The sequence below is a fragment of the Bacillus sp. SRI_025 genome (assembly GCF_057592095.1).
This window is the reverse complement of sequence record NZ_JBYEGB010000007.1, coordinates 128,843-149,199: the sequence shown is the minus strand read 5'-3', so window position 1 is coordinate 149,199 and position 20,357 is coordinate 128,843. Positions and strand designations below refer to the sequence as shown.

Below are 20,357 nucleotides of genomic sequence, written 5' to 3'. Positions count from 1 at the left end.
GCGATGATATAGAGAGAAGGGATGTTAGACATGAACTGGAGAGTATATTTATTAGCCGTTTCTACTTTTGCGGTTGGATTAGTTGAGCTTGTGGTCGGGGGCATTCTGCCAAGCCTTGCAGAGGATTTGAATGTGTCTCTTGCAACAGCTGGGCAGCTCATTACGGTATTTGCGATTGTGTATGCCATATCAGCACCTGTGCTGCTGACCGCCACAGCCAAAATCGAACGAAAGCGTCTTTATTTAATCGCGTTATTGGTGTTTACATTAGGGAATGTGTTCACTTATTTTAGCTCGACCTTTGCCCTTGTGATGATCTCACGGGTATTGATCGCAATGAGCACAGCGCTTGTGGTGGTGTTATCTTTGACGATCACTGCCAAATTAGTGGAACCAGCGCATCGTGCAAAAGCATTAGGATTGATTTTTATTGGCATTAGTTCCTCACTTGTTCTCGGTGTACCGATCGGTATTTTTATTACAGAGAGCTTTGGCTGGAGAGTGATGTTTTTAGGAATCAGTATTCTTTCTGCCATATCGATGGTGCTGATCTATTTTCTATTGGAAAAAATGCCTGTTGAAAAAGTCACGCCTCTTAGAGAGCAGATTCGTTCTTTAGGGCATCCGAAAATTTTTAGTGCACACCTGATTAGTTTGTTTATGCTTGCAGGACATTATATGCTTTATTCTTATTTCACGCCATTTCTGATGGAAGTTCTGCATATGACCCCGTTTTGGATTAGTATTTGTTATTTGGTCTTCGGGCTTGCGTCTATAGGCGGGAATGGGTTTGGCGGCTGGCTGAGTGACAGACTGGGTTCAGGGAAAGCCATTTTGCTTGTGACAATAGCGTTTGCGGTTGTCATGTTTACCATTCCTTATACAGCGGGTGTGTTCGCGCTCTTTATGGTGATGGTTGTCCTTTGGGGTGCGCTCAGCTGGGCATTGACGCCTGCTTTGCAGAGCTATTTGATTCAAACAGATCCGGTCACGTCGGATATTCAGCAGAGCTTAAATACATCGGCCTTGCAAATCGGCATTTCGATTGGATCAGCGGTTGGCGGAGTCATGTTTACGATGACCGGTTCATCTGTTGATCTGGCTAAATTCGGTGCTGTGTTTGTACTGATTGCCTTTAGCTGTGCGGTGATTTCGCTTAAGAGACCGCCGCTTTATATGGATCGTCAGCATCATGCTGAATAGAAGACAAAGGGCTAAAATCAAGATCATTTTAGCCCTTTGTCAACAATCTATGGCTGCCTAAAGATAGGCAGCTTTTTTATGTTCGTTTCAAAATCAAAATACCATTCTATTCAAAAACGGCCATTTCGCTGATTGGTTGGAAGCCGGCACGTTGGTAAATATTTTTTCCGTCCGCTGATGCTTGTAAGATGACACACTTTTGTTTATTCTCTGTCTGGGTTAGAAGGTAATGAAACATGTCACTGCCAAGTCCTTTTCCGCGGTGTTCTGCCCTTGTTATGACATCATAAATACCGTAGCTGTCGTTTGTCTCGAATAATAAGCCTGTTGTGACCGGCTTATGGTGTTCATACCCCACGAACATGCGGGCTTTTGAGTGTAATGATTCAATCGAAAAACGCTGGAAATAAACTTCTAAGGCGGCGGCCTCAGTCGACCCTTTGAATAGTTCAATAAAGATATGTTTGTAATCAAAGAGAGTCTGCTCATCAAGTACTTCCTTGATTGTAAGTGATGAGGATGTGACTGGATCAATATCACCTGTATGCTCAAGCATCATGATGGTATTGCGTTCGACCTCTTGAAGCTCATATTCCTTCAATAAGTCAGCCCAATCAGGATGGAGTAAATGGTGATCGATCCATGTGCTGAAGATGAGTTTCTGTGACCGCATGTGTTCAATGGCTGCTTTCACTTTTTTCGGATCTTGGATTTGAGCTGATGTCGGTAAGAACAAATTGAACGTGTCAGTCGATATATGAGTATTGGATAGAACGAAATCGTCAGTTGCGAGAAAGGTTCCGTTCACAGCAGAAGAAAACAGGTGTATCTTTTCTTCTAATTGGCGAATGGCCATTTGTTGTTCGGGTTTCATTTAGCTCACCTTTTCATTATGATAAATTGGATGACATCCCCATGATTATAGCATGTGACAGGATGAGGGGAGTCTAGTAAAAAAGTACATATGTAATTTTTGGGTCTGTTGACCTATTATTTTACTCACGTCGACATTTCTTTTGACTCCTTTCTTAATTATTAGTACCATTTTATTAACCAGTTAAGAGTGGAGGTTCAGATGGAAACAAAAGAGCAGATTGTATTAAAAGCGATTCAAGATCTGATTATGCATAGGGAAAAGAGACGGAATGATCCAACAGACCCACTGATTACCACGACTGATACACTCAAACAAGAATGGACACTCACACAGCTTCACATTTTATCCATGATTCAAGCCAATCCAAACGAATCAAATAATACATTTCTATCTCAACAACTGAAACTATCAAAGCCAGCAATTACAAAGGCCGTGAAAAAACTAATTGAAAAAGGCATGGTGGACTATTGCCACCGGCAAGGGGATAAGAAATCTGTCTATTATTCTTTGACAGAGGAAGGGCAGCAATTGGCTGCGCTGCATGATGAACTACATGATAAAGCAGTCATGTCTTATTTAGAATTTCTCCACCAGTTTCATGAGGATGAATTACAAGTCATTGAGCGCTTCTTAAAGGCTTGGAAAGAAAAGATATAGATAAAAAACCGAAACCATCGCACAAAAGGAGATGATGGTTTCGGTTTTTTTATGGTAAAATTAACATATATTAACGTTGTTCTTGGCCATGATGAAAGGGAGGGAGCCTCATTGGAGAAAGAAATGATAGAAAATTATAAAAAATACGCATTCATCATGCCATTCGTGGGATTGTTTGTCAGCTTGCTATTATTTGTTTACTTTTTTGGCATCACAGGAGTTGAAGGATCAATTTGGGCTGCTGCTTTGTATTGTGCTCTGCCCTTTTTGGTGAATACGATATGTTTCTTGCCTGTCTGTATTTATTTTAAAGTCAGCAAAAAAAGTGAGGAACATACATGATTGTCGTCAGTGCTTGTCTTGCTGGGTTGAAGGTTCGTTATAATGGCAGCCATCGATTAGATCAGCGTATTGAAGAGCTTGTTCAAGAGGGAAAGGCAGTCACAGTTTGTCCTGAGCTGCTTGGCGGTTTCTCCACGCCAAGACCTCCCGCGGAAATCATTGGCGGAGACGGACATGATGTATTACAGGGTCTCGCCTCCGTGATTGATGTGCATGGAACTGATGTCACGGAGATGTATGTAAAAGGTGCGACGGCCACGCTGGAACAGGTTCAGTCTCTGAAAGCGACAGCAGTTGTGTTAAAAGAGTACAGCCCTTCCTGCGGCAGCCGGATGATTTATCGCGGTGATTTTAACGGCAGGACAAAAGCTGGGGATGGTGTGACATCCGCCTTGCTAAAACAGCATGGGATTCGGGTTTTCTCTGAGGAGGATGATTGGATTTCGCTGTTTTGATAGGTGTGGTGAATAGAAGGAGGAGATAGGTTGAAAAAGCCAAAAAAGCCTCAAAAGAGTCTTATTTGATCATGGTGTATGAGAATAAGTGTTGAAGAAGCAAACAGGCAATATAAGCCTGCATGGATATTTCTCACTTTGACAGTTAGAAACGTTGATGGGGACGACCTGAAACAGGCGATTTCAGATATGATGAAAGCGTGGAACCGATTGTTTGGATATAAAGCTGTGAAAACTTCGGTTCTTGGATATTTTAGAGCTTTAGAGATTACAAAACATCATGAACAAAATACATACCACCCTCATTTTCATGTACCAATTCCCGTGAAGAGAAGCTATTTCACTGGTAAACGTTATATAAAGCAGGCAGAGTGGACAAGCCTTTGGAAGCGTGCGATAAAATTGGATTATACACCGATTGTTCACGTGCAGCGGGTCAAAGGAAAAAAGGGAATTAATGCGGAATCGATTGAAAAAGAAGTGCACGCAGAAATGGAAGAGCAGAAAGCTATTTTAGAGATTTCTAAGTATCCAGTGAATGACGTGATACAAGGTAATGAAGTGACTGAGGAAAATTTGGATACGGTCTATTATTTAGATGACGCACTTAGTGCACGGCGGTGGATCTGCTATGGTGGGATTTTGAAGGAGATTCATAAGGAACTCAATTTGACTGATGCTGATGATGGGGATCTTGTCAGAATTGAAGAAGATGATGATGAGGTAGCCAATGAGACGTTTGAGGTCATGGCACGTTGGCATTAAGAATTACATAATTAATTAAAGCAGGCTTATATAAGCCTGCTTTATTTTTATGGAGCTGTTCCACAATTAACTTTGTACTCACCTTCTGTTACCTTTTTAGAATAACATATAGATGGATTTCCAGCTTTGTTTTTCCAGGCATTAAATAATATTAAAGAGTAAAGACTACTTGAAGGATCATCACTTTCTTTTTTTTGGAGAATTGTGAAATAGCTTTGATACGGGTATCCTTGCTTATAAATTTCGTGTCTTATAGCACCTTTTTCCGAGGAGTTATTGAAGAATACTGGTGAAAGAGGTGGCATTAATATTAATACAATTAGTAGTGTTGCTAATATTGATAAGATAATTTTAGTTCTCTTTCTCATTTTTTCCTCCTATTTTCCTTTATTCCTTTATGTATAATATGTTATATTACTAATTATGTAAATGATAAATGTTACCTATATTATAAAACATTGGAGGATTTTATGAAGAAAATTTTATTAACTTTTGCTTTTGTTTGCTTGTTAACTTTGCTTTTTGTATCTAATAATGTAGTTGCTTCATCTGAGAATGAAGAACAAGAGAAGGTCTATGTATCTAAAGATATAGGATTAAAAGAATTGAAAGTGATGCTTGAACAACAGAAGACTGATTTTCAAAATAATGAGCCTTTTGCTCATAAAAATGTTTCGAAATTAACAGACACAGATGAAGCTGTTCTTGTATTTTATGCTACGACTAGCGTTGATAAACAAAAATTGAAAAGTTTCACATATGAAATAGAAGATGTTGAAACGTATAAGCAAGGAAGTAAGACTTTTGTTGAAGCTTATATTATTAGAAATTTTGTGTTTGGAAAAGATAACGTTGAAACTAGTTTAGGTGACAATATTAAATTAGATATTACAAAAGAGAATGTGAGTAAACAGTCCAAAACTTTGATGAAGAAGGCTTCGATTTCCGAGTCTCCTACTTTAGAATTTGAAAATGAAGGTCAAGATTCTTCTGATATTAAATTGGATCAATTTTTAAAAAATTATAAAGAAGAGGTTCAAGAAAATAAAAAAAATGAAGTTAATACTGCTAAATCTTTAAGTAGTTCTGAACTAGTAGTTTCAGCTTCTTCTGTTAAAGGATATAATCGTTGGAAAGCTATGCAATATGCGGAAAAATATGCATTAAAACCAAACAAGAGTTATAAATATTGGAAAAATGCTGATTGTACTAATTTTGTATCTCAAGCATTAAGAGCGGGTTCTATGCCATACTTTAAAGAATGGAAACCTTATACAAATGCTTGGATTAATGCAGGTTCTTTTAGAAACTATATACTTGAACCGGGTGGTATAAAAATGAAAACCGTGAAAGATGTATATGAGAATGCAGCACTTGGAGATGTATATCATTATGATTATAATAATAAAATAGGTTTACCTTGGCCTGATGGTTGGATGGATCATACAGCAATTGTTACAAGTCGTGCTAATTACAAGATCTATGTCAGTTATCATACTAATAATAGAAAAAATGTTACCCGAGAATATTTTACTTCTAAACAGGGTGGAAAACGTTATTTATCTAGTATTCGTAATTAAAGATATTTTCAATTATAAGGATGATTGTGGTTTGAAGAAGCAGAAGAAGCCGACTATTGAGTCGGCTTCTTCTGAAATCGAGAGATTTTAGCACTCACACATAGGTGTCCTATTTTCAAAATTGCCACCACCTTTTTTGTTGAGCAGCAGCATTCTGTTTTTTCATTTCTTCATTTTTTTTTAAGTCTCTATGAGGTGTTTGTCGCGTTCCTCAAGCTTAGCTTCGATGTAGTATTGCTGTTCGTTAATTGTCTGAATAAGAGATTGAATGATTTGTTTTTGTTCATTCATTTGTGAGTTGAGAGTATTCTTTATTTCCTCTATCGACTCATTCAGCGTCAATACTGTACTTTCTGTATGATTGTCTATTGTGATAGTGATTGGATGTCCCTCATTAGTGAGGATGGTCTCAATGTTTTCTATAGACTTTCCTTCTACGTATAAACCACGAATTTTTTTAAGCAAAGGAATGGACTCATTTGCTTTTCCGTTTTTCTATATGTTCAAATGATGACCATGTTGACGAATGTATCCTCGTAATGTGGTATCTGGGATTTGAAGTTCTTTCTCTAATGATTTGATAGAGGGCCATTTTTCTTGGTTATCCATATAATTTCACCACCGCGTTCACCATACGATGACTTTCTATGATCAGGCATTTCTAACGGCATATAATTTTTCTAAAAAGAAAGATCAAACAAGCGAATACCAAATCGTTGACGCCAATCAGGTCGATATAGGACAATATATCAAATAACACCAACGAACATTCATGCATGATCAATAGAAAATTCGGGTATAGTGCTTGGTAAGTAAAAAGGAAGCGGAGGTTTGTTTGATGAGTGGATTAACAGATACAGTCACATTAGCAAACGGAGTAAAAATGCCGAAGCTAGGCTTTGGTGTATGGCAAGTAAAAGATGGAGATGAGGCTGTAAATGCCGTCAAAGACGCTCTTGAAGCGGGCTATCGCAGCATTGATACAGCAGCAGCCTATCAAAATGAAGAAGGGGTAGGCAAAGCCATTCAGCAATCAGGCATCTCTCGCGATGATCTATTCATTACGACGAAGGTCTGGAATAATGATCAAGGCTATGAATCAACACTCGAAGCCTTTGAAACAAGTATGAACAAGCTGGGGCTAGATGTATTAGACCTTTATTTAATTCATTGGCCTGTTGAAGGCAAATATAAAGAAACATGGAAAGCGCTAGAAAAACTATATAAGGATGGACGCGTTCGAGCGATCGGAGTGTGTAATTTCCATCAGCATCATTTAGAGGATTTATTGGAAGAGGCAGAAGTTGTGCCAATGGTGAATCAAATCGAGCTGCATCCGAAGCTGACGCAGGAGCCTTTACGAGACTACTGCAAATCGAAAGGAATTCATGTAGAGGCGTGGTCGCCATTAGGAAGCGGGAAGCTTCTAAACCATCCTGTTCTTCAGGATATCGCGAAAAAACATGACAAGTCAGTAGCGCAAGTGATTCTTCGCTGGGACTTACAGCACGGCATTATCACCATTCCAAAATCTGTGACGAAGAGCCGAATCATCGAAAACACACAAGTCTTCGATTTCGAGCTGTCCACACATGAGATGGGTGTCATTGATCAGCTCAATGAAGATGAGCGCACAGGTCCAGATCCAGATAACTTTAATTTTTAATCGAAAGAAAAGCACAGGTGCGATGCCTGTGCTTTTTTATTTGCCTTCATGTGTAGACATTTTTTGAGGTTGAAAGGTCTCAATGATTTGAATGGCGTCGATAATCTTTTCTTTATCATAGTCTCCAATCAAACAAAAGGTTTCATTTTTACGTGCAGCATGGTTTGCCACTGTAAGTGCCGCCTCGTCCAGCTGAGTTGTAATACCAAGATCGCGCATATTTTTAGGTAATCCAAGTGTTTGGTAGAGTTCAAGTAATTCCTCTACCTCGGACATTCGGTTTTCTGCGGCAAGCTGGACAAGGATGCCATAAGCCACTTTTTGTCCATGTAACACATGATGCGTTTCTTCAATAAATGTCAATCCATTATGAATGGCATGGGCTCCTGCCATTCTTCCATAACGTCCCCCATAGCCTCCGACTGTTCCGGCTAACGTAATAATCGTATCTGTCACATCTGCAAATGCTTGTGAAAACTGACCTGTTTTTAAGCTGTTCACCGCTTCTTCACTATGAGAAAGAAGAATGTCTCTAACATATACCGCCTGCTTTAGTGCAGCATGCACCATGAGCGGCAAAGCGCCTTTTGTGTTACGAATAATCGCTTCCGCTTCATACCATTTTGCCAGCGTATCACCAATTCCGCTTTGAAGGTAGGAAAGAGGAGAGGAAAGCAAAAAAGTATGGTCAATTACGGTGAGGTAGCTGGATCGTTTATGATAATCGACTCTCATGAAATTGCCCTTATCATCATAAATGACGCTGAGTGGTGTAGAGGCAGCACAAGTGCCGGGAATCGTTGGTACCATGATAACTTCGATTTGAAGAGCGTCTGCAACTGATTTGGCGGTATCTAAAATCGTTCCGCCTCCGATGCCAATAATCACATCTGATCCGTTAAGCTCTTCTGCGATCCGTGTGACCGCATTGGGTGAACTGTATCCTTTGTGCTGAATGACAGGCCACTCGGTCGGCAGCTTTGTGTATTGTGAAAAAGCTTGGTATGAATCATATCCTGTCACCACAGCAGGTGACTGAAAAGCAGATACAATGGAATCTAGTTCATGATATATTCCCTTTTGAGAAATAAATTGGTTAGGACCGCTTCTGACAATATCCTCTGGCTGGATCATGGATCATCATTGCTCCTTTACTACATCATATTATTCATAAATCATCTCATTTTACAGAAAGTTCTGTCAAATAAATATGAGAAGAAAGACCCTTCCGTTTTATGGAATTAAGCCGCCGACATTGCCTTTAGGTATGTATTTCCTGTATGATAAAGAATGGTATGTTTTGATTAAATTTAAGAGGTGTTTATATAGATGGAAAAACAATATCGCGTTTTACTTTACTATCAATATGTCCCCATTGAGGATCCAGAGACGTTTACAGCAGAGCATTTAGCATTCTGTAAGGAGCTTGGTTTGTTAGGCCGTATCCTCGTGTCAGCAGAAGGCTTGAACGGAACGGTTTCTGGAACCATTGAGCAAACGGACAAGTACATGCAAGCGTTAAAAGAAGATCCGCGCTTTGCGTCTATGCCGATCAAAATTGACGAAGCAGATGGTCATGCATTTAAGAAAATGCACGTCCGCCATCGGAATGAACTAGTGAACCTTAGCCTTGAGGATGACGTGAATCCGTTAGAATTAACGGGGAAACATCTTAGCCCGGTCGAATTTTACGAGCAAATGCAATCACCTGATACTGTTGTGATTGATGCACGTAATGATTACGAGTTTGATGTGGGTCACTTCAGAGGGGCAGTCCGTCCTGATATTGAGACATTCCGTGAATTACCTGAGTGGATTCGTGATAATAAAGAGATTCTTGAAGGGAAAAAAATCCTGACTTATTGCACAGGCGGCGTACGCTGTGAGAAATTCTCCGGCTGGTTAAAGCGTGAAGGCTTTGAAGATGTCTCTCAGCTTGACGGCGGAATTGTCACTTACGGAAAGGACCCAGAAGTACAAGGAAAGCTATGGGACGGTCAATGCTATGTGTTTGATAATCGCTTAACAGTACCAGTGAATCAAACAGAGCATGTGGTTGTCGGAAAAGATTTCTTCACTGGTGAGCCTTGCGAGCGTTATGTGAACTGTGCGAACCCTGCATGTAACCGCAAGATGATTGCCACTGAAGAGAGTGAGCATAAGTATATGCGCAGCTGCAGTCATGAATGCCGCACAAGCGAACGGAACCTGTATGTGAAACAGCACAATTTATCTGAAGAGGAAGTTCAAGAAAGACTAGCTGTCATTGAAAAAGAACAAGCGATTTCACAAGGATAGAGGGAACCCCCTCTATCCTTTTTTTCTATACATGGCGGGGTTTAGAAGGGAGAGGAAGTCATTTCCTCTATCTTTTTTGTTTTGTTTTTTTCAAAATAAGGGTAAAGGTAGTTATTCAGTCTAATAGATTGAATAGTTGAAAAAGCGCTTTCTTTTGAAATAAGCATGTTCGACTATTTCAGAAAATGAAGAATTGAGAGATAATATAACAGGCGAAAAAATGAACAAGGATAAAGGTTCATTAGAAGAAATATTTGCCAGTAAAATGAAAAGTGAGCTGCTTTGAAAGAGAGATGCTTGCTTGACACATGCTCTGTATTTTAATCGAAAGGTGTTATGAACATGAATCATTTGCATCGTAGGATGGGAACTTTCGCTTTAATGATGGTAGGTCTTGGCTCAATCATTGGTTCAGGATGGCTCTTCGGTGCTTGGCGTGCGGCTCAAATCGCCGGCCCTGCTGCTATTTTATCCTGGCTGATTGGGATGGTTGTGATTTTATTTATCGCTTTGTCTTATAGTGAACTCGGATCGATGTTTCCAGAGGCAGGCGGAATGGTGAAATATACGCAATATTCACACGGATCTTTTATTGGGTTTATTGCAGCTTGGGCGAACTGGATCGCCATTGTTTCTGTCATTCCTGTTGAGGCGGTTGCTTCTGTCCAGTACATGAGCTCATGGCCTTGGGAGTGGGCAAAGTGGACAACCCATTTGGTTACAAAAGGGGTGTTGACGACAGAAGGGCTTATGGTTGCCAGTGTGCTTCTTGTGATTTACTTTCTGCTGAATTATTGGACAGTTGGGTTATTTTCAAAAGCAAATACATTCATTACCGTGTTTAAAATTGTCATTCCAGGATTAACAATTGGTGCGCTCTTATTCGTAGGTTTTCATAGTGAGAATTTTACTTCTGGAACAAGTATTGCTCCTAACGGCTGGGCGAGTGTGCTGACGGCAGTTGCGACATCAGGGATTGTGTTTGCCTTCAATGGCTTCCAAAGCCCGATTAATATGGCCGGTGAGGCAAAAAATCCAGGCCGGTCGATTCCAATCGCCATTGTCGGATCGATTTTCATTGCAACTGTGATTTATGTCCTTTTACAAGTCGCCTTTATCGGTGCTGTTGATCCATCTATGATTGTGAATGGATGGGGCCATTTGAATTTCAACTCGCCATTTGCGGACCTTGCCATTGCACTTGGGATTAACTGGCTTGTTCTGATTTTATATGCGGATGCATTTGTGTCACCTTCTGGTACAGGCATTACGTATACCGCAACGACGTCTCGTATGATTTATGGAATGGAAAAAAACAAATACATGCCAAGTGTGCTTGGCCGCCTGCACCCTATTTACGGCGTGCCTCGTCCAGCAATGTTTTTTAACTTAGCCGTATCGTTTATCTTTCTGTTTTTATTTAGAGGCTGGGGTGTGCTTGCTGAAATTATCTCTGTCGCAACGCTCATTTCTTATTTGACTGGACCAGTGACCGTCATGACGCTGAGAAAGACAGGGACAGATTTATATCGACCGCTTCGAATAAAAGGACTCAGCATCATTGCTCCTCTCGGTTTTGTCTTTGCCTCATTGACGCTGTATTGGGCAAGATGGCCGTTAACAGGTCAGGTGCTGTTCATTATTCTCATCGGTCTCCCTATCTATTTTTACTATCAAGCAAAAGCGAAGTGGAAAGGCTTCGGCCGCAACTTTAAAGCGGGTGCTTGGATGGTTGTGTACTTGCTTGTGATGATGACGATTTCTTGCCTTGGCAGTGACAAATTCGGGGGTTATAACGTCATTCATTATGGCTGGGACATGGCACTGATTACAGTGGTTGCTCTGCTATTTTATATGTGGGCACTCAAAAGTGGATATGAAACAGAATTTTTAGAAGATGCGAAAAAAATTAATGATGAGCTGCGTGCTTCTCAGAAAGAAGCTGCGGCAACCAAAGAATAAAGAAACGGCTGCCTGAACATTGCGGGCAGCCGTTTTTATTTGGATGAATGATGCATCACATGCTGCTTCAGCCAAGTGATGACGCCGCGCAAAACGGCAGCTGTGACAAGTGAAATGAGCACATATCTCCAAAGCTGACCTAAGCCTTGTCCACTCAGCCAGAACACGATGCCTAGAATGATGAGTGAGAACATGAGAAAGAATAAAAATGATGCAGACCAGAAAAAAGCCTTCATAGAAGGACACCTCCTCTGGAGTAATGTATGCAGGCTGATGCACGATCAGACCAGTAATGATGAGGTAGAATAATTTATGAATTATATTGCAAAAGTCAGATAAAAACACCAAGTGATTTGACAGTTGTGTTAAGATGAGAGCATATTTTGAGTAAAGTTGTTGGTGATAGACGGAGGTGTTTGGAAATGCAGATTCAAAAGGTTCTAAACAATAATGTCATTAGTGTCATAGATGAACAAGGGAAAGAAATCGTCGTCATGGGCAGAGGCATTGCTTTCAAGCGACGTCCCGGCGACCCGGTGGACGAAGCGTTAATTGATAAAGTCTTCCGCCTAGAGGATCATTCCGTTCACGAGCGGATGAAAATGCTGCTTCAAGAGGTTCCGTATGATGTGGTCAAGGTGACGGAGGAAATGATCCAATATGCACATACAAAGCTGAACCGAAGATTAAATGAAAGTCTGCATGTATCGCTGGCAGACCATATTCATTACGCCATCGAACGGTTGAAGAAAAATCATCTGATTGAGAATTCGCTTATTTGGGAGATTAAACGCTTATACAAAGATGAATTTCTTGTGGCAAAGGACTGTCTTGAGATGATTGAAGAGCGTCTTCATATTGAACTGCCTGAGGATGAAGCAGGTTTTATTGCGATGCATATCATTAACGCAGAGCTCAATGAGGATATGAATACGACGGTCAATATTACAAAGGAAGTCAATGCTATTCTCACCATTGTGAAATATCATCTCAACATGGAATTTGATGAAGACTCACTCAACTTTTATCGTTTTCTCACGCATTTGCGCTTTTTCGTCCAGCGTCTGATTAATGAAACACTGCTTGTCAGCGAAGATCAGGACTTATATCAGCTGATCAAAGTGAAATATCCGAAAGCATACGATTGCGCAAAGAAAATCGCAGAATATGTCTATCAAACCTATCACCGAGATCTCACATCAGAGGAGATGCTGTATCTATCAATTCATTTGAATCGACTGATCAAACGAGAAAAATAATGATAGATTTTAAAAGAAAGCGTTGACATGAGAAAAGGTGAGTGGTACTATTTGCTCATAAACATAAAAGAATACGGTTTCACAATGATCGTCTTAGAGGATTGTGACTGTTCGGCAGGCAAAACCTAAACGTTCACTAAAAAAGCGCAACAGCAAGCTGCGACTATTTTTGGTGCCCGTTTAGGTTTTTATTTTGCCCAAAAACGTATTTTTTTCAAAAAAAGGGGGTTTTTGTATGAGTCATCGTCAATTAGCAGAAGACATTATCAAGCACATTGGCACAGAGAAAAACGTTCATTCATTGGTGCATTGCGCCACAAGACTTCGCTTCACTTTAAATGACAGATCAAAAGCAGATAAAGCGGCCATTGAAAAGTTAAATGGTGTCGTCACAGTCATGGAAAGCGGCGGCCAATTTCAAGTGGTCATTGGTAATACCGTACCAGAGGTTTATCGAGAAATTGGAGAGTTTACGAATCTATTAGAGGATTCCTCTGCTTCCTCTGCAAAATCAGGTGAAGAGAGCACAAGCCTTTTCGGAAAATTCGTCGACATTGTATCGGGGATTTTCACACCACTTCTCGGTGTCATGGCGGGTGCAGGTATTTTAAAAGGTCTATTAGGTATTTGTATCAATGCGAAATGGTTATCTCCTGAAGATACGTCGTATCAAATTTTATTTGCTGCGTCTGACAGCTTGTTCTACTTCCTGCCATTATTGCTCGCATTCACTTCTGCTAGGAAGTTTAAAGCGAATCCGTTTGTCGCTGTGACGATTGCAGGTGCACTGATTTACCCAACTATTCAAGAATTGTCAAAAGGCGGCGGAGATGTGACCTTCTTCGGAATTCCAGTCGTCTTAATGTCTTATACATCTACGGTCATCCCAATCATTTTGGCAGTGTTTGTCATGGGATATATCGAACGTTTCTTTAACAAAGTCATTCATGAAAGTGTCAAAAACTTTATTACACCACTCATTTTACTTGTCACGGTTGTTCCGCTGACACTCATCGTATTCGGACCATTTGGTGTGTATGCAGGGAACGGCATCGCAGCTGTTTTACTAAAAGTATTCTCCTTTAGTCCTACACTTGCAGGTGCTTTAATTGCGATGGCTTGGCAGATTCTTGTCATCTTCGGTATTCATTGGGGACTTGTGCCAGTGATTTTAAATAATATCGCAGTCCATGGGAAAGATCATATCAAGCCGGCTACTGCGCCAGCTGTCTTCTCACAAGCCGGTGCTTCTATTGGTGTTATGCTGAAAACAAAGAATAAAAAGCTGAAATCCTTGGCTGGATCAACAGCAGTTTCTGCCGTGTTTGGGATCACAGAGCCAGCTGTATACGGGGTCACGCTACGTTTGAAAAAACCATTTATTGCAGCTGTTATCTCTGCCGGAGTCGGCGGTGCGATCATCGGTTATTCACAAAGTATTGCGATTGCGTCAGGTCTTCCAAGTTTACTGACACTTCCGATTTTCTACGGTCAAGGCTTTACAGGGTTCATCATCGGAATCTCGGTCTCGTTCGTCCTTTCTATCATCCTAACCTATTTGATTGGATTTAAAGATCCGGTAGAGGAAGATGAAACGCCGGCAGCCGCTCCTGCACCGGCAATTGAAAACGAACATGGGGTCAAAGCAGCTCATGTGAAAAGTCCTTTAAAAGGTGAGGTCATCAAGCTGGAGGAAGTGCAGGATAAAGCATTCTCATCTGGTGCACTAGGAAAGGGCGCAGCCATCATTCCATCAGAAGGAAAGCTGTTTGCACCAGTATCAGGAGTTGTGACAACGGTGTTCCCAACTGGACATGCGTATGGTCTAACTTCTGAAAGCGGAGCAGAAGTACTCATTCACATTGGACTGGATACTGTGCAATTAGGCGGAAAGCATTTTACCCCGAAGGTTACTCAGGGGCAAACCGTAACAGAAGGTGAACTGCTTGCTGAGTTTGATATTGAAGCTATCCAAGCAGCCGGTTTGTTAGTCACAACACCAGTGATTATTACCAATTCCGGTGAGTTTAGCGATATTATTGAAACAGAGGAGAAGCAAATTGCTCCGGGACAGTCATTTTTACATCTAGTTTAATTATGAGGAGGAAGAAATTATGAGATATTCAACACTAGCACCATTTCCAAAGGACTTTTTCTGGGGCGGATCGACTTCCGCCTATCAAGTAGAAGGTGCGTGGAATGAGGATGGCAAAGGGCCTTCTGTCATTGACATGAGAGCCAGTTATCCTGAAGGCACAACGGATTTTAAAGTCGCAAGCGATCACTATCACCGCTATAAAGAGGACGTGAAGATGTTTGCAGAAATGGGCTTGAAGGCTTATCGCTTTTCCATTGCATGGACACGGATCATTCCAGATGGAGATGGGGAGATCAATCAAAAGGGGATTGAATTCTATCATTCACTCATCGATGAATTGCGCCGCTATGACATTGAACCAATCGTGACCATGTATCATTTTGATCTGCCTCATGCGCTTCAAGTAAAGGGCGGGTGGTCTAACCGCGGGACAGTGGATGCGTTTGAACGCTATGCAGAGGTGCTATTCAAGGAGTATGGTCAGAAGGTGAAATACTGGCTGACCATCAATGAACAAAACATGATGATCTTACATGGATCAGCGCTTGGTACACTTGATCCGAATTTAGAAAATCCAAAAAAAGAACTGTATCAGCAGAATCATCATATGCTCGTTGCACAGGCAAAAGCTATGACGCTTTGTCATCAAATGCTGCCTGAAGCGAAAATTGGACCAGCGCCAAACATCGCGCTCATTTATCCGGCTTCTCCAAAGCCTGAGGATGTGCTTGCTGCGGCGAATTACAATGCGATCCGCAACTGGCTTTATCTTGATATGGCTGTGTTCGGCCGTTATAACAACCTTGCTTGGGCGTACATGAAAGAAAAAGACATTCTTCCTGTCATCGAAGAGGGAGATATGGATATTTTGAAAAGCGCGAAACCAGACTTTATTGCCTTTAACTACTATACCTCTCAAACGGTTGAAGCGAGTAAAGGAGATGGCAACGACGAATTTGCACGCGGCGGAGATCAGCATTTGAAATCCGGTGAAGATGGTGTCTACAAAGGAGGCAACAACCCGTTCTTAAGTAAAAATGCCTTTGGCTGGGAGATTGACCCTGTCGGCTTCCGTTCAACGATGCGTGAGATTTACGACCGTTATCAACTGCCGCTTATTATCACAGAAAACGGATTGGGTGCGTTCGACAAGCTAGAAGAAGATGGATCGATTCAGGATGATTATCGAATTGATTATTTAGAGAAGCATATTGAACAAATCAAATGGGCAATCACAGACGGCGTCGAGGTATTCGGATATTGCCCGTGGTCAGCCATCGACTTAATCAGCACACACCAAGGATGCTCCAAGCGCTACGGGTTCATCTACGTAAACCGCGACGAATTTGACCTAAAAGACCTCAAAAGAATCCGCAAAAAGAGCTCTTATTGGTATGAAACCTTGATTCAACAAAATGGAGACAACATCGGGAAGTAACGATAAAAAAGCCAATCACCTTATGCGGGTGGCTGGCTTTTTTTGTTCACTTTATTGGCAAGATCATATTGTTCGAGTTGTTCTAAAATGATAGTCTGATGATATATTGTAAAAATTGGTTAAATATCCATTATAAGAAAGGGGTTGTTTATATGATGACGATTCTTTATATGTTCTTCCTATTGTTTTTCATTTTTTATGGTTTGAATTATATAGGACAGAAATTAATTGCGAAGGAATATCCAATGAACCATGGAGTGATTGTGACTCTTTCAGCTGTGGAAGGTATTCTTGTTTTCTTCATTGTTGGTGTGAATGCGAAATTTCCATCTTTATTTACAGTATTTATGTCCGTTCACATCTAACTCTCTACTATCATTATACCCCGAATTTAATGAAATTTATAGACTGTTTCTCGCCCATATCTAGCCGTATACTGTTATACGCAAGTCAAAATGATAAGGGGTGTGGCTGTATGAATGACAAGCAAAAGGTGTTAGATCCTGGGCCGTTTTTTCATGGGACAAAGGCAGAATTGAAGATTGGGGATCTGCTTGAACCGCTGCATTTATCCAATTATCAGGATAAAAAATCGAACCATATTTATTTCACCGGAACACTAAACGCAGCCAAATGGGGTGCTGAGTTAGCCAGGTCTGATGCGAAAGAAAGAATTTATATTGTAGAACCGTTAGGCGAGTTTGAAAATGATCCAAATGTGACGGACAAAAGATTTCCCGGCAACCCAACACGTTCTTATCGATCGAAATCTCCGTTGAAAATAGTCGCAGAATTAGGTTCATGGGAAAGACATTCCGATGAAGAAATCAATCATATGCTAAGCTCCTTAAAAAAATTAAGTGAAGAAGGAAAAAATGTCATCTACGATTGATGTTACGTATATTTAAATAACACAAAGGCCGCCTCATGAACTGGGCGGCCTTTTATTTGATCTTATTGGAACAACGCATCCATCAGCTCATCAAATGTTTTGGCTTGCTTGAGGGCGCGAATGCGGTCTGGGTTGTCTAGTAAATCGACGGCCTGTTCAAAGAATTGGTTCATGCAGGCAGCGTCATCCTTATGAATCGCTAGTAAAAAGACAATTGATACTTGGTCTCCCTGCCAGTCAATCGGTTGTTTTAAGTGTGCGATGGCTACAGAGGAAGTCCCTTCATTTGTGATGAGCGGATGCGGCATTGCAATACCGCTGCCAAGATAGGTAGACGACATTTGCTCCCGCTCAAGCACCGAGGACCGAAAAGAAGACGATACTAGCTGATGCGCCTCCAAACGGCTGCATAATATATCTAATACCTCATCCTTGCTGCTTAGGTCAGCATTCATTAAAGTCAATCGCTCTTGAAAAAATGCCATCAGCTCTTTTGAGGGTGCCCCGTGTCCATTTAATAAATGAATGACTTCATTCACACGCTGTATATCATGCTGTTCAAAAAAGGCACTGACCTGAATGACTGGTTTCCCCTTTGATGTGAGTGGAACAGTTGTGATGATGACGTCACAAGGCAAAGAGGAGCTCATGAGATAATCCTGATAGGAATAGAGCTCAACGATGTCAAGCTCGTGCTGAAAGGCTGACTTCAATTTAATTTCAAGGAGCCTTGCCGTCCCTAGTCCAGACCCGCACACGATAATGGCTTTCTTTTTTTGCGAGGCGTCGAGCTGACTTCTTTCAAATGAAGCAGCGATATGCAAGGCAACATATGCGGCCTCGTCTTCATTTGGTGTACGCACCAGCTGTAAGGTATTGAGTCCGCTGACAGCCAAATCAAACGGGTAAGGATAGGACGCTTTGATCTCATGCAAAAGCGGATTTTGTAAGGATACGCCATATTGGATTCGATTTAATAGCGGCTTCATATGAAGCATCAAGTCTTGCTGCAGAATGCTGTCATCAGCAAAACGATGGCCGCTTGTTTTTTCAATGTGCTGTAGAAAGACTGTAACCGCCTGTTGAACTTCCACTGTCGTTTGATGCTGGGCGGCTTCTTTCCACGTTTGATTTGCCAATAGATGCATGACTAAGTAATCTGTTTCATCCTCTGATAGGGTCACATAAAAAGTGTCACTCACCTGCTGTATGATTTTTTGTGCAATTCTCATTAAAACTGGTGATCTTTGTGTGCGGACAGTACTAGCGGATACCCGCTGGTTTTTTCGTGTTTGCTGAATCGCAATGGCTAAGTGAATGACTAAATTTTTTAAGGCAATGTCTTTAATGAGCAATGACTCTTGATGCAGGTTTGTCAACACAATAGATCGAATGGTTTCAAGAGATATATCAGGAAAATGGAGCTGCTCCCGCTCAGTGATATGAGAGAGAGCAGGCTCTTCTTCAAGAAGTAAGTCTGCATAGCACGTTCTTTTTTGCAGCTCGTCTCCTTCAATCTTTAAACCAAATCCAGGCTTTGATACAAGGGTCATGCCGTAACGGGCTAACATCTCTCGTCCTTTTTTCAAATCACTGCTGACCGTCATGCGGCTGATAAACAGTTCTTCAGCCAGCTGGTCAATTTTTAAGTAATCTGATTGAAGCAGCAGCTTTCTCATCATAAATCGTACACGCTCTTCTGGCATGACGGGGACAAGAGAGCGAGCAGGAAGTTTTTGTTGATGAAGCCAAAGTAAAAAAGCGTCTTGGTCACTCGTTAAAAGAGTATATCCCTTTCCGCGAATCGTTTTAATCATGGCTCCAGCTTCCTTTAAATACTCATTTGCTTCCTTGATTAAATTGCGGATAGAGCGGTCAGATAAGCGAAAAGAGGCAGTGAGCTCCTCCAGCTTCACGAACCCCTTCGTTTCAAATAGCCGCTGAATCAGCTGATAGGTTCGAGGATCTGCCGTCATCATCATTGCGCGGCTCCTTGCGTCTGTAAGGCATCCGTACCAAGAGCGATGGCGCCCATTAAACCAGATAATCCATCAAAGGATGGTTTTGTGATAATTTCATGTAAAGGCTTTGGCAGCTGCAAATAGCCGCGAAGCCGCTTGTCTGTTTCATCAAGAATAAGTGGCAGCATAGCTGGCTGTTTCATCACGCCTCCACCTAAAATGATGCGTTCTGGTGAAAGGGTGAGCAGCAGGTTAGCAGTCATCTGCCCGAGATAGTAAGCATGAAGTGACCAGGCAGGATGATCCTCTGGCAGCATGGGTGCCAGTGTATGATAGCGTCCTTCTATGGCAGGTCCAGATGCCAGTCCCTCTAAACAATCATGATGTATAGGGCAGCAGCCTCCGTATGTGTCATGAGGGTGCCGCTGAACGGTGATATGACCCATTTCTGGATGCAGCAATCCGTGAATAAGGCGATGTTCAATATAGGCACCTCCGCCTATTCCAGTCCCAACAGTAATATAGACCAAGGAGGCAGGTTTTTCTGCTTCAGTTGAAAAACGAGCTTCCCCGAGTGCTGCACAGTTCACATCGGTATCAAGCTTCATCGGGATCCCGAGGGCTTGTTTTAAGGTAGAGAGGAAAGGAAATTGGCGCCAGGCTGTTTTTGGTGTGTCTAAAATCGTCCCATAGCTTGGGCTTTGCTCTTTCACATCGACAGGACCGAATGCCCCAATTCCAATTGCATCAACACGATTCTTTGTAAAGTAATCGATCACTTGCCGGCATGTTTCATCTGGATTCCCTGTTGCAAAGGAAGTCATGTGTTCAATCGTTCCGTCTGTTGTTCCGTAGCCGCAGACAAATTTCGTTCCGCCTGCTTCAATGCCTCCAATTCGCATGA

Annotated in this window: 21 protein-coding genes; 14 read left to right on the top strand and 7 right to left on the bottom strand. The window is 41.5% G+C overall.

What is annotated here, in order from left to right:
- The first annotated feature begins 30 nt into the window (after window positions 1–30).
- Window positions 31–1,203, top strand: a complete 1,173-nt coding sequence (locus tag AC20OE_RS17480) for an MFS transporter (RefSeq protein ID WP_039176133.1) — start codon at window positions 31–33, stop codon at window positions 1,201–1,203.
- Window positions 1,204–1,309: 106 nt separating this feature from the next.
- On the opposite strand, the gene AC20OE_RS17475 is transcribed toward AC20OE_RS17480, so the two are convergent.
- A complete protein-coding gene (locus AC20OE_RS17475; RefSeq protein ID WP_487269057.1) occupies window positions 1,310–2,077 on the bottom strand; it encodes a GNAT family N-acetyltransferase in 768 nt (255 codons plus the stop codon).
- A 201-nt stretch (window positions 2,078–2,278) separates the two neighbouring features.
- On the opposite strand from AC20OE_RS17475, the gene AC20OE_RS17470 reads away from it, so the two are divergent.
- The 4 genes from AC20OE_RS17470 to AC20OE_RS17455 all read left to right on the top strand — a co-directional run bounded on the left by AC20OE_RS17470 (window position 2,279) and on the right by AC20OE_RS17455 (window position 4,299).
- Complete coding sequence (locus AC20OE_RS17470; RefSeq protein WP_058837234.1) at window positions 2,279–2,737, top strand: MarR family transcriptional regulator; 459 nt, start codon at window positions 2,279–2,281, stop codon at window positions 2,735–2,737.
- A gap of 111 nt (window positions 2,738–2,848) precedes the next feature.
- Window positions 2,849–3,079 carry a hypothetical protein gene (locus tag AC20OE_RS17465; protein WP_052468281.1) on the top strand — a complete coding sequence of 77 codons (231 nt, stop codon included), beginning with the start codon at window positions 2,849–2,851 and terminating at the stop codon, window positions 3,077–3,079.
- Window positions 3,076–3,534: a 2-thiouracil desulfurase family protein gene (locus tag AC20OE_RS17460; protein WP_487269056.1), complete on the top strand. Its 459-nt coding sequence runs from the start codon at window positions 3,076–3,078 to the stop codon at window positions 3,532–3,534. Before AC20OE_RS17465 ends, AC20OE_RS17460 begins: the two co-directional genes overlap by 4 nt.
- Before the next feature lie 138 nt (window positions 3,535–3,672).
- Window positions 3,673–4,299 carry a protein rep gene (locus AC20OE_RS17455; RefSeq protein WP_231730798.1) on the top strand — a complete coding sequence of 209 codons (627 nt, stop codon included), beginning with the start codon at window positions 3,673–3,675 and terminating at the stop codon, window positions 4,297–4,299.
- A gap of 47 nt (window positions 4,300–4,346) precedes the next feature.
- On the opposite strand, the gene AC20OE_RS17450 is transcribed toward AC20OE_RS17455, so the two are convergent.
- Window positions 4,347–4,667 carry a hypothetical protein gene (locus tag AC20OE_RS17450; protein ID WP_039176139.1) on the bottom strand — a complete coding sequence of 107 codons (321 nt, stop codon included), beginning with the start codon at window positions 4,665–4,667 and terminating at the stop codon, window positions 4,347–4,349.
- A gap of 102 nt (window positions 4,668–4,769) precedes the next feature.
- On the opposite strand from AC20OE_RS17450, the gene AC20OE_RS17445 reads away from it, so the two are divergent.
- On the top strand, window positions 4,770–5,879 hold the full coding sequence (locus AC20OE_RS17445) for an amidase domain-containing protein (protein WP_039176142.1): 1,110 nt from the start codon (window positions 4,770–4,772) through the stop codon (window positions 5,877–5,879).
- Window positions 5,880–6,059: 180 nt separating this feature from the next.
- On the opposite strand, the gene AC20OE_RS17440 is transcribed toward AC20OE_RS17445, so the two are convergent.
- Window positions 6,060–6,344, bottom strand: a complete 285-nt coding sequence (locus AC20OE_RS17440) for a hypothetical protein (RefSeq protein ID WP_039176144.1) — start codon at window positions 6,342–6,344, stop codon at window positions 6,060–6,062.
- Between the two features lie 373 nt (window positions 6,345–6,717).
- Between AC20OE_RS17440 and AC20OE_RS17435 the strand changes: the two genes are divergently transcribed.
- Entirely contained in the window at window positions 6,718–7,545 is an 828-nt protein-coding gene (locus AC20OE_RS17435) for an aldo/keto reductase (protein WP_039176146.1), read from the top strand.
- Between the two features lie 36 nt (window positions 7,546–7,581).
- On the opposite strand, the gene AC20OE_RS17430 is transcribed toward AC20OE_RS17435, so the two are convergent.
- A complete protein-coding gene (locus AC20OE_RS17430) occupies window positions 7,582–8,679 on the bottom strand; it encodes an iron-containing alcohol dehydrogenase family protein (RefSeq protein ID WP_487269055.1) in 1,098 nt (365 codons plus the stop codon).
- Window positions 8,680–8,874: 195 nt separating this feature from the next.
- Here AC20OE_RS17430 and trhO point away from each other — a divergent pair, with 195 nt between their 5' ends.
- Both trhO and aimA read left to right on the top strand, forming a co-directional pair.
- The gene (trhO, locus tag AC20OE_RS17425; RefSeq protein ID WP_039176148.1) at window positions 8,875–9,843 is read left to right on the top strand and encodes an oxygen-dependent tRNA uridine(34) hydroxylase TrhO; all 969 of its coding nucleotides are present in this window, start codon (window positions 8,875–8,877) and stop codon (window positions 9,841–9,843) included.
- A 342-nt stretch (window positions 9,844–10,185) separates the two neighbouring features.
- Complete coding sequence (gene aimA / locus AC20OE_RS17420) at window positions 10,186–11,805, top strand: glutamate/serine transporter AimA (protein ID WP_041088830.1); 1,620 nt, start codon at window positions 10,186–10,188, stop codon at window positions 11,803–11,805.
- Window positions 11,806–11,840: 35 nt separating this feature from the next.
- Here the strand turns inward: aimA and AC20OE_RS17415 are convergent, their stop codons facing one another.
- Window positions 11,841–12,041: a hypothetical protein gene (locus AC20OE_RS17415; protein WP_487269054.1), complete on the bottom strand. Its 201-nt coding sequence runs from the start codon at window positions 12,039–12,041 to the stop codon at window positions 11,841–11,843.
- 186 nt (window positions 12,042–12,227) lie between these two features.
- On the opposite strand from AC20OE_RS17415, the gene licT reads away from it, so the two are divergent.
- The 5 genes from licT (at window position 12,228) to arr (ending at window position 17,492) form a co-directional block, all read left to right on the top strand.
- Window positions 12,228–13,064 carry a BglG family transcription antiterminator LicT gene (licT, locus tag AC20OE_RS17410; protein WP_048238207.1) on the top strand — a complete coding sequence of 279 codons (837 nt, stop codon included), beginning with the start codon at window positions 12,228–12,230 and terminating at the stop codon, window positions 13,062–13,064.
- 235 nt (window positions 13,065–13,299) lie between these two features.
- Window positions 13,300–15,159 carry a beta-glucoside-specific PTS transporter subunit IIABC gene (locus tag AC20OE_RS17405; RefSeq protein ID WP_338593854.1) on the top strand — a complete coding sequence of 620 codons (1,860 nt, stop codon included), beginning with the start codon at window positions 13,300–13,302 and terminating at the stop codon, window positions 15,157–15,159.
- Window positions 15,160–15,178: 19 nt separating this feature from the next.
- On the top strand, window positions 15,179–16,600 hold the full coding sequence (locus AC20OE_RS17400) for a glycoside hydrolase family 1 protein (RefSeq protein ID WP_039176157.1): 1,422 nt from the start codon (window positions 15,179–15,181) through the stop codon (window positions 16,598–16,600).
- A 152-nt stretch (window positions 16,601–16,752) separates the two neighbouring features.
- Entirely contained in the window at window positions 16,753–16,965 is a 213-nt protein-coding gene (locus tag AC20OE_RS17395; protein WP_487269053.1) for a hypothetical protein, read from the top strand.
- Between the two features lie 110 nt (window positions 16,966–17,075).
- Window positions 17,076–17,492, top strand: a complete 417-nt coding sequence (gene arr / locus AC20OE_RS17390) for an NAD(+)--rifampin ADP-ribosyltransferase (protein ID WP_024424404.1) — start codon at window positions 17,076–17,078, stop codon at window positions 17,490–17,492.
- A gap of 62 nt (window positions 17,493–17,554) precedes the next feature.
- On the opposite strand, the gene AC20OE_RS17385 is transcribed toward arr, so the two are convergent.
- Window positions 17,555–19,474: a BglG family transcription antiterminator gene (locus AC20OE_RS17385; protein WP_487269052.1), complete on the bottom strand. Its 1,920-nt coding sequence runs from the start codon at window positions 19,472–19,474 to the stop codon at window positions 17,555–17,557.
- A complete protein-coding gene (locus tag AC20OE_RS17380; RefSeq protein ID WP_487269051.1) occupies window positions 19,471–20,355 on the bottom strand; it encodes an ROK family protein in 885 nt (294 codons plus the stop codon). The genes AC20OE_RS17385 and AC20OE_RS17380 overlap by 4 nt, the downstream gene beginning before the upstream one ends.
- Between the last annotated feature and the right edge of the window lie 2 nt (window positions 20,356–20,357).